General features: G+C 55.9%; 9 protein-coding genes and 2 pseudogenes. 3 read left to right on the top strand and 8 right to left on the bottom strand.

All coding sequences use genetic code 11. The features are described 5' to 3' along the window. Positions 1 to 126 precede the first annotated feature (126 nt). Both ACIQ0R_RS07055 and ACIQ0R_RS07050 read left to right on the top strand, forming a co-directional pair. Positions 127 to 1,248: pseudogene (locus ACIQ0R_RS07055) on the top strand (efflux RND transporter periplasmic adaptor subunit); the annotation flags it as partial. A 50-nt stretch (positions 1,249 to 1,298) separates the two neighbouring features. After that, positions 1,299 to 4,457 (top strand): CusA/CzcA family heavy metal efflux RND transporter, encoded by a 3,159-nt coding sequence (locus tag ACIQ0R_RS07050; protein ID WP_395825463.1) that lies wholly within the window; start codon positions 1,299 to 1,301, stop codon positions 4,455 to 4,457. A 34-nt stretch (positions 4,458 to 4,491) separates the two neighbouring features. Here ACIQ0R_RS07050 and ACIQ0R_RS07045 read toward each other — a convergent pair whose 3' ends face one another. The 4 genes from ACIQ0R_RS07045 to rsxB are packed head-to-tail and all read right to left on the bottom strand — an operon-like array spanning position 4,492 to position 6,972. Continuing rightward, a complete protein-coding gene (locus tag ACIQ0R_RS07045; RefSeq protein ID WP_395825460.1) occupies positions 4,492 to 4,917 on the bottom strand; it encodes a DUF1841 family protein in 426 nt (141 codons plus the stop codon). Positions 4,918 to 4,922: 5 nt separating this feature from the next. Further along, a complete protein-coding gene (locus ACIQ0R_RS07040) occupies positions 4,923 to 5,627 on the bottom strand; it encodes a VIT1/CCC1 transporter family protein (protein ID WP_395825457.1) in 705 nt (234 codons plus the stop codon). A 5-nt stretch (positions 5,628 to 5,632) separates the two neighbouring features. Then, positions 5,633 to 6,283, bottom strand: a complete 651-nt coding sequence (gene nth, locus ACIQ0R_RS07035) for an endonuclease III (protein ID WP_395825454.1) — start codon at positions 6,281 to 6,283, stop codon at positions 5,633 to 5,635. Then, positions 6,280 to 6,972, bottom strand: a complete 693-nt coding sequence (rsxB, locus tag ACIQ0R_RS07030; RefSeq protein ID WP_395825450.1) for an electron transport complex subunit RsxB — start codon at positions 6,970 to 6,972, stop codon at positions 6,280 to 6,282. Before rsxB ends, nth begins: the two co-directional genes overlap by 4 nt. A 196-nt stretch (positions 6,973 to 7,168) precedes the next feature. On the opposite strand from rsxB, the pseudogene ACIQ0R_RS07025 reads away from it, so the two are divergent. After that, a pseudogene (locus ACIQ0R_RS07025) lies at positions 7,169 to 7,288 on the top strand (IS5/IS1182 family transposase); the annotation flags it as partial. A gap of 104 nt (positions 7,289 to 7,392) precedes the next feature. Here the strand turns inward: ACIQ0R_RS07025 and ACIQ0R_RS07020 are convergent. From ACIQ0R_RS07020 to ACIQ0R_RS07005, 4 genes are all read right to left on the bottom strand, one after another. Then, positions 7,393 to 8,628 carry a polyhydroxyalkanoate depolymerase gene (locus ACIQ0R_RS07020; RefSeq protein WP_395825447.1) on the bottom strand — a complete coding sequence of 412 codons (1,236 nt, stop codon included), beginning with the start codon at positions 8,626 to 8,628 and terminating at the stop codon, positions 7,393 to 7,395. 235 nt (positions 8,629 to 8,863) lie between these two features. After that, a complete protein-coding gene (locus tag ACIQ0R_RS07015; RefSeq protein ID WP_395825466.1) occupies positions 8,864 to 9,325 on the bottom strand; it encodes a SixA phosphatase family protein in 462 nt (153 codons plus the stop codon). A gap of 25 nt (positions 9,326 to 9,350) precedes the next feature. Then, positions 9,351 to 11,486: a polyphosphate kinase 1 gene (ppk1, locus tag ACIQ0R_RS07010; protein WP_395825444.1), complete on the bottom strand. Its 2,136-nt coding sequence runs from the start codon at positions 11,484 to 11,486 to the stop codon at positions 9,351 to 9,353. A gap of 3 nt (positions 11,487 to 11,489) precedes the next feature. Beyond that, positions 11,490 to 11,744, bottom strand: a 255-nt coding sequence (locus ACIQ0R_RS07005) for a hypothetical protein (RefSeq protein WP_395825441.1), incomplete at its 5' end; no start/stop codon positions are given.

Here is an 11,744-nt window from a genome sequence, read left to right as displayed (position 1 = left end):
CAGCATTCGACGCTTGGCTATCGTTCACCCTGCCAGTATTTAGATGACTGGCTCACTGAGCAACATCAGGAAAAACAGGCGGCATAAAAGCCACCTGTTGGGAGACGAAAAATCGAGGGAAGCTCAGACTTCCTGGTCAGCGCCGCCGCAATTGAGGAGCCGCATGTGTTCGATGCCCAATTACTGCTGCAATATAACGGCCAGAAGTTGCAGGCCAGTTTTGCACAGGAGGAGGGTAAGTTGGAGTTAAGCGACGCCCAGATTGCCGCCGCCGTCACGCTGGAGAGTGCGGGGTCAGCGCGCATTAAAACAGCGATCACCTTGCCAGGGGAAATTCGCTTCAACGAAGACAAAACTGCGCACGTAGTGCCGCGTCTGGCCGGAGTGGTAGAGCAGGTGGCGGTCAATCTGGGGCAGCGCGTCAAGCGTGGACAATTATTGGCGGTGGTGGCCAGCACCGCCCTCGCTGAGCAGCGCAGCGAATTGCTCGCCGCACAGAAGCGTTACAGTTTTGCGCGCACGACTTACGAGCGCGAGAAAAAGCTGTGGGATGAAAAAATCTCTGCCGAGCAAGCCTATCAAGCCATGAACGAAGCTCAAATCGCTTTGCAGAATGCACGTCAGAAATTGAACGTGTTGTGAACCGGTGTCGGTACATCCGGCGCGCTCAACCGATACGAGATCCGCGCACCGTTCGATGGATCGGTCACTGAAAAGCATATTGCTTTGGGCGAGGCTGTGGCCGCAGATGCCAGCATTTTTACTATCTCTGATTTGTCCACAGTGTGGGCCGAGATCAGCGTACCTGCCAAGGATCTTAATCTGGTGCGGTTGGGTGCGAAGGTGCAAATCCACGCTACTGCCTTCGATTCCAAGGCTGACGGCAGCATTGCCTATGTCGGTGCGTTACTGGGTGAGCAGACTCGTACCGCCAAGGCCCGCGTTACGCTGACCAATCCCGACATGGCCTGGCGTCCTGGGCTGTTTGTCAATGTCGAGGTGATTTCCAGTGAGGCCGACGTGAAGACTGCGGTGCTGTCGGAGGCGATCCAAAGCGTCGATGACAAGCAGGTTGTGTTCGTTCGCATCAGCGATGGTTTCATGGTGCAGCCAGTCGTTACCGGACGTGCCGATGGCCGTCTCACTGAGGTCGTTAAAGGACTGAAGCCCGGCACGCGCTATGCCGCCGATGGCAGCTTCGTCCTCAAATCCGAGCTGGGCAAGAGCAGCGCCGAGCACGCCCATTGAACGCGTGATGTCGATCACCATCAAGCCCATGACTCAAAGGACCCGATTCCATGTTTGAACGCATCATTCGTTTCTCCATCGAGCAGCGCTGGCTGATTCTAATAGCCGTGTTTGCGATGTCCGCCCTCGGTATCTATAACTATCAAAAACTGCCGATCGACGCGGTGCCGGATATTACTAATGTTCAGGTCCAGATCAACACGTCGGCGCCGGGTTACTCACCGCTTGAAACCGAGCAGCGGGCGACTTTTCCGATTGAGACCGTGATGGCCGGTTTGCCGCAACTGGAGCAGACGCGCTCGCTGTCGCGCTATGGCTTGTCGCAGGTTACGGTGATATTCAAGGGTGGCACCGATCTTTATTTTGCGCGGCAGTTGGTCAACGAACGGATCCAGGAAGCCCGCGGCAAATTGCCAGAGGGGGTAACGCCTGCGCTTGGTCCGATTTCCAGTGGTCTTGGCGAGATCTACTTATGGACCGTGGAGGCCAAGGATGGCGCCAAAAAGCCTGACGGCAGCGCTTATACGTCGACCGACTTGCGTGAAATCCAGGACTGGATCATCAAGCCGCAATTGCGCAATGTCACGGGCGTCACCGAGATCAACTCGATCGGTGGCTTTGCCAAGGAATATCAGGTAGCGCCGGTGCCGGAGAAGCTGGCCTCGTATGGAATGACGCTGCAGGATATCGTGACGGCGCTCGATCGCAACAACAACAACAACGTCGGCGCCGGCTACATCGAAAAGCGCGGCGAGCAACTGTTGATTCGTGCACCGGGGCAAGTCAGTTCGGTTGAGGATATCCGTAATATTATTCTCGGTAACGTGGCGGGCGTGCCGATCCGCATTCGCGATATCGGCGAGGTCGGCATCGGCCGCGAGTTACGCACCGGTGCGGCCACCGAGAATGGCCGTGAGGTAGTGTTGGGAACGGTGTTCATGCTGATCGGTGAAAACAGCCGGGCAGTATCGCAGGCGGTTGATCGCAAGATTGTCGAAATCAATCGTACTCTACCGCCCGGTGTTGAGGCGGTCACCGTGTATGACCGCACGGTCCTGGTCGACAAAGCCATCAACACGGTCAAGAAGAACCTGTTGGAAGGCGCGATCCTGGTGATTGCGATTCTGTTCATATTTCTTGGAAATATCCGTGCCGCGATCATCACTGCCATGGTGATTCCGTTATCGATGTTGTTCACCTTTACCGGTATGGTGCAGTACAAGGTGAGTGCCAATTTGCTGAGCCTGGGGGCATTGGATTTCGGCATTATCATTGACGGCGCGGTGGTGATTGTCGAAAACTGCGTGCGGCGATTAGCGCATGCACAGGCACATTACGGCAGGCAGCTTACGCGCAGCGAGCGCTTCCAGGAAGTGTTCGCGGCCTCAAAGGAGGCGCGGCGGCCGCTACTGTTCGGCCAAGTGATCATCATGGTGGTTTATCTGCCGATCTTCGCGTTGACTGGCGTCGAGGGCAAGATGTTCAACCCAATGGCGCTGACCGTGGTAATTGCGCTGATTGGGGCAATGATCCTGTCGGTCACTTTCATTCCGGCTGCGGTAGCCTTGTTCATTGGTAAGCGCGTATCGGAAAGTGAAAATTTCTTAATGCGCGGCGCCAAGCGCTTGTATGCCCCGGCGCTCGATTGGGTGATGCAGCGTAAGGCCCCGGTGTTGGGCGCTGCGTTGGCCGTGCTGGTGTTGTCCGGCTTGCTGGCGACGCGGCTTGGCAGCGAGTTCGTACCGAGTCTGAACGAGGGCGATATAGCGATTCAAGCGTTACGCATTCCCGGCACCAGCCTGACGCAATCGTTGGCGATGCAGCAGCAGATCGAGAGCACGCTGAAGCGTCAATTTCCTGAAATCGAACGAGTATTTGCCCGTACCGGGACAGCTGAGATCGCCTCTGATCCGATGCCGCCGAATATTTCCGATGGCTACATCATGCTAAAGCCGGAGAAGGAATGGCCGCAGCCGAAAAAATCTCGGGATGCGCTGTTGGCGGCGATCCAGAAAGTTGCCAATGACATTCCTGGCAATAGTTATGAATTCTCGCAACCGATTCAGTTGCGCTTCAATGAATTGATTTCTGGCGTGCGCAGCGATGTCGCGGTCAAGATATTCGGTGACGACATGGCGGTATTAAATCAGACTGCCGATCAGGTATCTGCACTACTTGGCAAAATCACGGGCGCGGCCGAAGTCAAGGTCGAACAGACTTCCGGCTTGCCGATGCTGACCGTAAATATAGACCGCGACAAGACCGCGCGCTACGGTCTGAACGTGGCCGATGTACAGGATGTGATAGCTATCGCGATCGGCGGCAAGGAAGCCGGCACCGTGTTCGACGGTGATCGCCGCTTCGACATTGTGGTGCGTCTGCCGGAGAATCTGCGCACCGACCTTGATGCGATCAAGCGACTGCCGATTTCGTTGCCGCCTACGGCAGGTGCGGAGGGCCGCATCAGCTACATTCCGCTGGCAGAAGTGGCCAGCCTGGAGCTGGCGCCGGGGCCAAATCAGATCAGCCGTGAAAACGGCAAACGCCGCATCGTGGTCAGCGCCAATGTGCGCGGTCGGGACATCGGCTCGTTCGTCGCCGAGGCAGAGCAAAAATTGCAGCAACAGGTAAAAATCCCGGCTGGTTACTGGACCAGTTGGGGCGGTCAGTTCGAGCAGTTGCAATCGGCCAGTGAGCGTCTGCAGATAGTGATTCCTGTGGCACTGTTGCTGGTGCTGACATTACTGTTTGCTATGTTCGGCAATCTGAAGGATGGCTTGCTGGTATTCAGCGGTATTCCCTTCGCGCTGACCGGCGGTATCGTCGCCTTGTGGTTGCGCGACATCCCGCTGTCGATTTCGGCTGCGGTCGGCTTTATCGCCTTGTGCGGGGTGGCGGTATTGAACGGGCTGGTGATGATTGCCTTCATTTGTACTTTGCGGGAAGGCGGTAGCAAGCTCGATGTCGCGATCCGAGAGGGGGCGTTGACCCGTTTGCGGCCGGTGTTGATGACGGCGCTGGTGGCATCGCTGGGTTTCGTGCCGATGGCAATTGCTACCGGCACCGGCGCCGAAGTGCAGCGGCCGCTGGCAACGGTGGTGATAGGCGGCATCCTGTCGTCAACCATCCTGACGCTGCTGGTATTGCCGATTTTATACCAGCTATTTCATCGTCGCGATGAAGAGCTGTCGGACCAAGTTAAAGCATAAGCTGGCGAGCGTTCAAACGGCCATCGGTCGCAATTTATGCTCGCTGGCGAGCATAGTCGATATACGCAGCACCATCAGGCGGCAAGCCGCTGCGTTGCGCATTCCAGATCATTTGACCAAGGCACTCCATGATCTGGTGATGCGCTTCATGTTCCGATTGCAGGCGCTGGGTCAGGGCGTTAGCCGCAGCGCGGATACCCGGCGGTTGGTCAATCGAAATTTGTTCCGCAATCGACAGGTGCATAGACAAGTGCAGAAACGGATTGGTCTGGCCGTTCTCGACCGAATAATCGGCGGCCAGCGCCGCTTCGACATTGTTCAAGTCGCTGGCATATTCGGGATGCTGTTCCAGCCAGTTGGCGGCTATGGCTTCCAGCGGCGTTAATATTTCATTGGCGTGCTGCTTGCGATAGGTTTCACAGAAAAAGCGGCGCACGTCGTCTTGGGATGGGTTGAACATGATGCTTAACTAATCAGTCTGGCAATGCCGAAAGCGACAGCCGCGGCCAGGCCGCCGACCATCAGGGTTTGCAGGGCCGACTTGAAGGCGCCGGTGCCGGTCACGCTGCCTTTCAAGTAGCCGAAAATGAACAGGGCGAGCAACGTCACGCCAGTCGATGCCGCTAACGCTTGTGGAATCGATTGCGTGAGCATGTACGGCGACAGCGGAATCATGCCGCCGACCAGATACGACAGTGCAATAGTGAGCGCACTTTTGCGGGCGGCCGCCGGTTGTGGTTCCTCCAGACCCAGTTCGAAACGCATCATGAAATCGCGCCACGCCAGCGGATTGCGTTCCAGGGCCGCCAGCATGGGCTGGCACTCTTGAGCGCTGACGCCATACTGCGCCATGATGTCGATTACTTCCTTGCGTTCGCGATGCGGCACGTTGCGAATTTCCTGTTCTTCCCGCTCGCGCTCGGCATAGTAATGCTGGTGTTGTGTGCGCCCGGCCAGGTAGCCGCCCAGGCCCATCGCAATCGAACCGGCGGCAATCTCGGCGACGCCGGCAGTAACGATGATATCGATGCCAACTGCTGCGCCACTGATGCCGGCTGCCAGTGCGAACGGCACGGTCAGGCCGTCGGCCATCCCGATGACGATATCGCGTACGGTATCGCTGGCTTCAAAATGGTGTTCGGTGTGCGGATGAGAGTGCGATTGCGACATGAGGATCAGATTCCTTTTTCTGGTAACGGCGTCTTGCTTTTGAAATCACAGAGGTCGGCGATGTTGCAGTTCCAGCATAGCGGTTTGCGGGCGATACACGTGTAGCGGCCATGCAATATCAGCCAGTGATGCGCGTCCAGCAGGAATTCGGCCGGTACCAGTTTCATCAATTTTTGCTCGACCGCATCGACATCCTTGCCAGGCGCAATACCGGTGCGGTTGGAAACCCGGAATATGTGGGTGTCGACGGCAATCGTCGGTACACCGAAAGCGGTGTTTAGTACGACGTTGGCAGTTTTTCGGCCGACGCCAGGTAACGCTTGTAATTCTTCGCGGCTGCGCGGCACCTGGCTGTCGTTCAGCGTCATCAGCATGCGGCAGGTCTCGATGACGTTCTTGGCCTTGGTGCAATACAGGCCGATGGTCTGGATGTACGGCATCAAGCCATCAACCCCAAGCGCATGGATTTGAGCTGGGGTATTGGCGACTGGGTACAGTTTGCGGGTTGCTTTGTTCACCGAGACATCCGTGGCTTGCGCCGACAGAATCACCGCGATCAGCAACTCGAACGGCGAGGTGTATTCCAATTCGGTAGTCGGATGCGGCAGCGCTGCGCGCAGACGGGTAAATATTTCGCGGCGTTTTTCTGCGTTCATTGCGGATCCTGGGCAGCTTGTTCTTTCTTCAGGCGAGCTCGTTCTATCGCCGCCTCAATGATCGCTTTCTTACGCTGCTGTTCGGCTTGTTGTTCGGGCGAAGCGGCGGCTTCGGCCGCCACAGCTTTGAGCTTTTCCGCCGCCTTGGCTGCCAGCCGGTCGTCGTTCTCCTGTTTCTCGCGGCCCAGCCTGAACCGACGGAAATCATGGCGAGCGCGTGCCGCATCGGCTTGCTGCTGGGTCCACGCGTTCCATCCGGTTTGCGTGCCACTGACGTCAACCATGGTAATGCAGTCGACCGGGCAGGGAGCGACGCAGAGGTCGCAGCCGGTGCACTGCTCAGCAATCACCGTATGCATTTGTTTGGCGGCACCGACAATTGCATCTACCGGACAGGCCTGGATGCAGAGAGTGCAGCCGATACAGGCAGCTTCGTCGATGATTGCCGTCCGCCGCGGACGTTCGATGCCGTTGACCGGATTCAACGCAATCTCCGGTTGTCCCAGCAGTTGCGCCAGGCGCGCTACGCCTTGCTGGCCGCCGGGCGGGCACTGGTTATAGCTGGCGCTGCCGTCGGCGATGGCTTCAGCATAAGGCCGGCAGGCCGGATAACCGCATTTGGTGCATTGCGTCTGCGGCAGCAGCGCTTCAATGCGGTCGGCGAGGGAGGTTAAAGATAGGGCTGGCACAGGCGGTGAGTAATTAATTGGATGATGACAACATGGCGCCTATTATCCTGGATTCCTCGCTGCACCGCCTGGTCAACCGCGTCGACGACCCAGCAAATTTCAAAAAAATTGCTTGAGATGCGCCACGCGGCGGCGATTATCCCGCCAGAAACAATGCCGAACAATCGAAAGAAACGCGCCTTGCTGCGACGATGTTCGGAACCAGATCTTGCGAACCAGTCGGCTGCTTACACTGGCCCTCTGGAAGAATCGGCTTGGCGACAACCGGCGCAGCCTGGTCGAAACCAAAATGCGTTGTTTCGAGCCGCTCGGCGAGCCGCCCATGGCCGTGACTTCTAGCGATAGTTCGTGCGGTTGAAGTTTGTCCTGCAATCACTGATGCTCAGACCCGACACGCTTATTGCGGCAGGATTAGCCTGATTACGCGTTGTCCTTGATAAATGCCGTAATTTTCGGGCAAATCACTTCGCGCCACCGACGGCCTGAGAAAATGCCGTAGTGGCCGCATTTTTCTGCGGTGAAATGCTGTTTCTTGGCTTTAGGGATAGCGCTGCACAAATCATGCGCTGCCTGGGTCTGGCCGGGGCCGGAAATGTCGTCCAGTTTGCCTTCGATGGTGAACAGCGCGACGCTCTTGATATCTTGCGGGCGCACCAGCTTACCTTCGACCTCCCAGGTGCCTCGCGGCAAAGCGTGATCCTGGAACACGGTCTTGATGGTTTCCAGATAGTAATCGGCCGGCATGTCCAGCACCGCGTTGTATTCGTCGTAGAACTTGCGGTGGCTTTCGGCTGACTCGTTATATCCTTCGCGCAAGTGCATGTAAAAATCCCAGTGGCTCTGCGCGTGGCGGCTAGGGTTCATGGCGACGAAACCGGCATGTTGCAAGAAGCCGGGATAAACCTTGCGGCCAAAGCCCGGATAATTAGACGGCACGCTATATATGACGGTATTTTCAAACCAGCTGAATGGCTTTTCTGTCGCCAGGTCGTTGACATCGGTTGGCGATTTGCTCGGATCGATCGGGCCGCCCATCATGGTCATGCTCTTCGGCAGACGGCTATCCTTGGCGCTGGCCATCAGCGAGATGGCGGCCAATACCGGTACCGTCGGCTGACAGACTGAAATCACGTGTACATTCGGGCCCAGCAGGCGGATGAAATCCTGCACGTAATAGATATAGTCATGCAGATGGAAGGCGCCCTCGCTGGCCGGCACCATGCGGGCATCGGTCCAGTCGGTGATGTAGACATCGTGTTCTGGCAGGAGGCCGCGCACGGTGTCGCGCAGTAATGTTGAGTGATGGCCCGACAGCGGTGCCACCAGCAGCACCGTCGGTTGCTTGAGAGCGCCGGCTTCTTTGTTGCTAAGGTCTTTTTTGAAATGCAGCAGTCGGCAGAACGGCAATGTCTGGGTAACTTCTTCGACGATGCCTACGTCCTTGCCATTGATCTGGGTATTGCTGATGTCAAAGGCCGGCTTTTCGTAATCTTTACTCAGCCGGTACATCAATTCGTAGCCGGCAGCGATACGTTGCGAGAAGGGGGTATGTGCCAGCGGTGAAACCGGATCGGTGAAGAGCCTCGCACCGGCGCTAGCCCATTGCACGAGCGGTAACATCAACGATCGGTTGAATTCGTGAAATTGATAGAGCATATGTTGCCTTTTCGATGATTCTGGACGACTGCCACACAAAGTTGCATATATTGCAATTAAGCAAGTGCCTCATTCTATCTTATGTAAAGGTGCTCCGCGTAAATCCTGTCGTTGGATAACAACGGTGTAAATAGAAATACATATTTGACCAAACTGGCCGCAAATATGAAAATTATTATTTATGTCATTTCCCGTTTGTTGATGAGTGCTTGGTTAAGCGGGCTGCGCTGGTGAGTTATTTAGCGATCAATTCCGGCGACATGATCGCTTTCAGATAATTGGTCGTAATATCGCCGCGCTCGCGCTGGGCAATCCACCAGACATTGCCTTTGCGGACCGACCACTCCTGCATCTGTCCCGCTATGAGTAACGCGGCAACCTGTCCCAGCGTAGGCTGGTGGCCGATGATCAACACCGGCTCACGATTGAAAGGCCAATTGGCGACCGCGAGCAATTGCTCGGCCGAACAATCTGGTGCCAGGTCCGGGTGGGTTTTAAATTTGCGGCCCAGCGCTTCCGTAGTCTGTACCGTACGAGTTGCCGGGCTGCTGATAATTTTGCAACTGTTTGGCAAATTGTGATCCAGCCAATCGGCCATTTTCCATGCTTGCTTGTACCCCTTGGTTGTTAGCGCACGGCCGAGGTCCGGCTCACCGACTTCTGCCTCTGCGTGTCGCCATAAAATCAGTTCCGTAATGTGGTCCCTTGCGTGATTGCTTCTTTTACTTTGTCGGGGAAAGCTCGCCCAATGCGAGCATCAGATGCCGTTGTGCGCTATACGCTTTTTGTGTTCGATGCGGCTTTGATTTGTGCCAACTGCCGTCAGACCCCAGAATCCAGGCGTTGGCATTGTCTTTCAAATAGGGGGTCAGGCCCTCGTTGATGACCCGCTTCTTAAGCGCTTTGTCATGCACAGGGAAGGCCACCTCGATACGTCGGAACAGGTTGCGATTCATCCAGTCTGCACTGCTCAGATAGACGTCATGTTGCAGGTTATTGCGGAAATAGTAGATGCGGCTATGCTCCAGGAAACGGCCGATGACTGAGCGCACATGAATGTTTTCCGACAAGCCGGGTACCCCCGGGCGTAGTGCACAAGCGCCACGCACGATCAATTCGATCTTGACGCCGTCGGCAGAGGCTGCATACAGCGCACTGATTACGGATTCGTCCAGCAAGGCGTTCATCTTGGCGATAATGCGCGCCGGCCGGCCTTTGCGGGCGATCTCGGCTTCATTGTGGATGGCGCGAATGATTTCCTTCTGTAGTGAGAACGGCGCCAGCCATAGCAGATCCATCTTTTTCGGTTTGGTCAGGCTTGTCAGGTGCATGAATACTTCGTTGACTTCGGTGGCCAGCTTTTGGTCAGAGGTCAGCAGCCCGAAGTCGGTGTAGAGCTTGGTCGTGCTTGGATGATAGTTGCCGGTGCCCAGGTGGGCGTAGTAGCGCAGTTCGCCGTTGCCATCTTTTTTATCCGGTTCGCGGCGAATCACCAGTGACAATTTGGCATGCGTCTTCAGTCCGACCGCGCCATACACAACCTGTGCGCCGGCGCGTTCAAGCTTGTCGGCCCAGTTGATATTGGCTTCCTCGTCGAAGCGCGCCATCAGCTCCACCACCACGGTGACTTCCTTGCCACCCTGTGCCGCCAGTATCAAGGCTTCCATCAGATCGGAATTCATGCCGGTGCGGTAGATGGTTTGCTTGATTGCCACGACATATGGGTCGAATGCGGCCGAACGGACAAAGTCAATCACCGGCTGGAACGATTGGAAAGGGTGGTGCAGCAGCACATCCTTTTTTTTCAAGAGGTCGAAAATGTCGTCGGCGACCTCCAGTTGGATCGGTAAGCCCGGCAAAAACTGTGGGAACCGCAGCGATGCGTCACTCACCTGATCAATCATCTCTGACAGTCGGACCAGGTTGACCGGCCCGTCTACCGCATACAGGCGGTTGGGCGCAATGGCAAACTGGTGGAGCAGGAATTGCGCCAAATGCTCAGGGCAACTGCGCGCTACCTCAAGCCGTACCGCAACCCCGAACTGGCGGCTTTGCAATTCGCTCTGCAGGACTTGGCGCAAATTCTTTACTTCTTCTTCATCGACCCACAAATCACTGTTGCGCGTCACCCGAAATTGTGAATACGATAATATCTGGCGCCCGGCGAACAGGTCGCCGATATGGGCGTGGATGATCGATGACAACAGGCAGAACGAGCTGCCCTTGGGTGATAGCGCATCAGGCAGTTTGATAACCCGGGGCAGCACGCGCGGCGCTTTAATGATGGCAATCGTGGTGTTGCGGCCGAAGGCATCTTTGCCGGCCATCTCGACGATGAAATTCAGGCTCTTGTTCAACACTTGGGGGAAAGGGCGGGCCGGATCCAGGCCGATCGGCGTGAGCAAAGGTCGTATTTCCTGCTCAAAAAAAGTTTTTATCCACGCTCGCTGTTGGTCCGTGCGATCGTTGTGCCGCAGCAGGTGAATACCGATAGCCGAGAGTTGCGGCAGGATTACCTGATTCAATATCTCATACTGGCGACTGACAATCTGGTGACACTCAATGCTGGTGCGTTCCAATGCCGCACTCAGGCCGGGAGGCTCGGCGCTTTCGCCGTCGCTGCGACCGTTGGCAAGCAAGCTGGCGATACGGACTTCAAAAAACTCATCGAGATTGTTGCTGACAATACATAAGTAACGCAATCGCTCCAGCAATGGAACGTGGCGATCTTCGGCCTGGGCCATGACGCGCCGGTTGAAGGCCAACAGCGATAGTTCCCGGTTTAAATAGCTTGGGTTGGCACCTAATCTGGCGCCTGAAAATTGAGCATCATTTTCCGACTTGGTCTTTTTGTTCATGAATCAGGCTACAGGTCTGATGGTCTGATGGTCTGATGGTCTGATGGTTTTCGCGGAGTCTATGTAGTGAATATGACAGGTTGATGAATAAAATGGAAGATTTGCCAGCGTTATTTGGCCATCGCTGCCGCGCCAGGTTGTAGTCGGTAAAAACGGTAAAAATAACAGGAAACAAAGAGTGAGCTTCCCCCGAAATTTAGTCTTCCATAGGTAACGTAAAATCAACGATCCTTTGGAAAGACCAGCAATGAAGAAGAT

The sequence above is a fragment of the Collimonas sp. genome, from assembly GCF_044339385.1.
Lineage (GTDB): Bacteria > Pseudomonadota > Gammaproteobacteria > Burkholderiales > Burkholderiaceae_D > Collimonas.
Note: the sequence above shows the minus strand (reverse complement) of the source record. Positions and strands in the feature narration are given on the sequence as shown.